A 2,130-nucleotide genomic window follows, 5' to 3' on the forward strand; every position below is an offset into this window, starting at 1 on the left:
CTGCGCCGCCTGCGCACCGACGTGATCGACCTGTACTACCTGCACCGCTGGGACAAGCAGGTGCCCATCGAGGACTCGGTGGGCGAACTGTCGCGCCTGGTCGAGCAGGGCAAGGTGCGCGCCATCGGCCTCTCGGAAGTCTCGGCCGCCACCCTGCGCAAGGCGCACGCGGTGCATCCCATCACGGCCGTGCAGACCGAGTACTCGCTGTGGACGCGCAACCCGGAGATCGCGGTGCTGGCCGCCTGCCGCGAAATCGGCGCCGCCCTGGTCGCCTTCAGCCCGCTGGCGCGCGCCTTCCTGACGGGCACGCTCACCGACGTGGACAGCCTGGACGCCAAGGACATCCGCCGGCCGATGCCGCGCTTCGCGCCCGGGAACTACGCGCGCAACCTGCAGCTGCTGCCGCCCTTCGAGGCGCTGGCGCGCGAGGCGGGCTGCACGCCGGCGCAGCTCGCGCTGGCCTGGCTGCTGCACCAGGGCGACGACATCGTGCCCATCCCCGGCACCACGCGCCTGGACCACCTGCAGGAAGACCTGGGTGCGGCCGGCGTCGCGCTCCCGCCGGACGTCGTGCGCCGCGCCGGCGAGTTGATCAACCAGCACACCGTCACCGGCCCGCGCTACGCGCCGCAGGCCACGCAGGAGGTCGACACCGAGGAATTCGTGGCCTGAAAGCAGACATGCCTGCCGGGGGTGCCGGCAGGCATGTCGTGGATTCACGCGGCGAAGGCGGCCCGCTGCTGCGGCCGCCGCCGCAGCGTCACTTGGCGTGGTGGATGCGCGACTCGGGCACCGTCTTGAGTTCACCCGGCAGCGAACTGATGTAGTTCGCCAGTTCCTTCAGCTCGGCGTTGCTGAAGGGCTTGACCTGCCCGCCCATCACCGCGTTGGAGCGGCCCAGGTAGACGTGGTTCGCGCGGTACGACTTCAGCGCCACGAAGAGATAGTCGGCGTGCTGGCCGGCCAGCTTGGGCACGGTGCCGTCGTTGGGCGTGTTGAAGTTGGCGCCGTGGCACTTGGTGCAGTTGTTGTCGGCGTTGCGCGCGATCAGGGCCTGCACCTTCTCGCTGGGCTGCCTGGCCGCCGCTTCGGGCGGAGCGTCGCCCTCGGCCAGGCCCAGGGTGCTGTAGTAGGCCGCCACGTCGGCGATGTCCTGCTCGCTCAGCGAGTCGGCGATGGCGCGCATCGTCGGGTGCTTGCGGTCGCCGCCCTTGTAGGCGTTGAGCGCGGCGGTGATGTACGACGCGCTCTGGCCCGCGATCATCGGCACCTTGTGGATCTCGGGGAAGCTGGCCTGGTAGCCGACGATGCCGTGACAGCCCACGCACATCTGCACCTTACTGCCGCCCGCCTCGGCATTGGGCGTCACATTCTGGGCCAGGGCCGGGGCCGTCGCACAAGCGACAGCGAGGCCGGCGAGGCTAATCATCGTGGTCAACAGCTTGTTCATTTTCCGCGCACAATCCACCGAGGATGCGAGTCTTGGGGTCAACGGCTGAGTATAAGCGGTGGGTCCCGGGCCACACTCCGCCGCACCGGGCGCGGACACCTCGGCCCCGGGTGCCGCTTTCCCCTCCTTTCCCCTTTCCGTCCTTCCCATGAAATTCCAAGGCTCGCAGAACTACGTCGCCACGCAGGACCTGATGCTGGCAGTCAACGCCTCCATCACGCTCAAGCGTCCGCTGCTGGTCAAGGGCGAGCCCGGCACCGGCAAGACGATGCTGGCCGAGGAGGTCGCCTCGGCGCTGGGGCTGCCGCTGCTGCAGTGGCACATCAAGTCCACCACCAAGGCGCAGCAGGGCTTGTACGAGTACGACGCGGTGAGCCGCCTGCGCGACTCGCAACTGGGTGACGAGCGCGTCAAGGACATCCACAACTACATCGTCAAGGGCGTGCTGTGGCAGGCCTTCACCGCCGACGAGCCGGTGGCGCTGCTGATCGACGAGATCGACAAGGCCGACATCGAATTCCCGAACGACCTGCTGCGCGAGCTCGACCGCATGGAGTTCTACTGCTACGAGACGCGCGAGCTGGTCAAGGCGAAGCACCGGCCGGTGGTGTTCATCACCTCCAACAACGAGAAGGAGCTGCCCGACGCCTTCCTGCGCCGCTGCTTCTTCCACTACA

3 protein-coding genes are annotated in these 2,130 nt (G+C 68.3%); 2 read left to right on the top strand and 1 reads right to left on the bottom strand.

Translation table 11 applies throughout. The features are described 5' to 3' along the window. A partial coding sequence (locus ACIY1X_RS26180; protein ID WP_399686529.1) for an aldo/keto reductase occupies positions 1 to 675 on the top strand: 675 nt, incomplete at its 5' end. Between the two features lie 88 nt (positions 676 to 763). Here ACIY1X_RS26180 and ACIY1X_RS26185 read toward each other — a convergent pair. Continuing rightward, on the bottom strand, positions 764 to 1,453 hold the full coding sequence (locus ACIY1X_RS26185) for a c-type cytochrome (protein ID WP_399686530.1): 690 nt from the start codon (positions 1,451 to 1,453) through the stop codon (positions 764 to 766). Positions 1,454 to 1,601: 148 nt separating this feature from the next. Here ACIY1X_RS26185 and ACIY1X_RS26190 point away from each other — a divergent pair. Beyond that, positions 1,602 to 2,130, top strand: a 529-nt coding sequence (locus ACIY1X_RS26190; protein WP_399686532.1) for an AAA family ATPase, incomplete at its 3' end; no start/stop codon positions are given.

Origin of the sequence: Xenophilus sp. (assembly GCF_044462705.1) — a bacterium.
Taxonomy (GTDB): domain Bacteria; phylum Pseudomonadota; class Gammaproteobacteria; order Burkholderiales; family Burkholderiaceae_C; genus Xenophilus; species Xenophilus azovorans.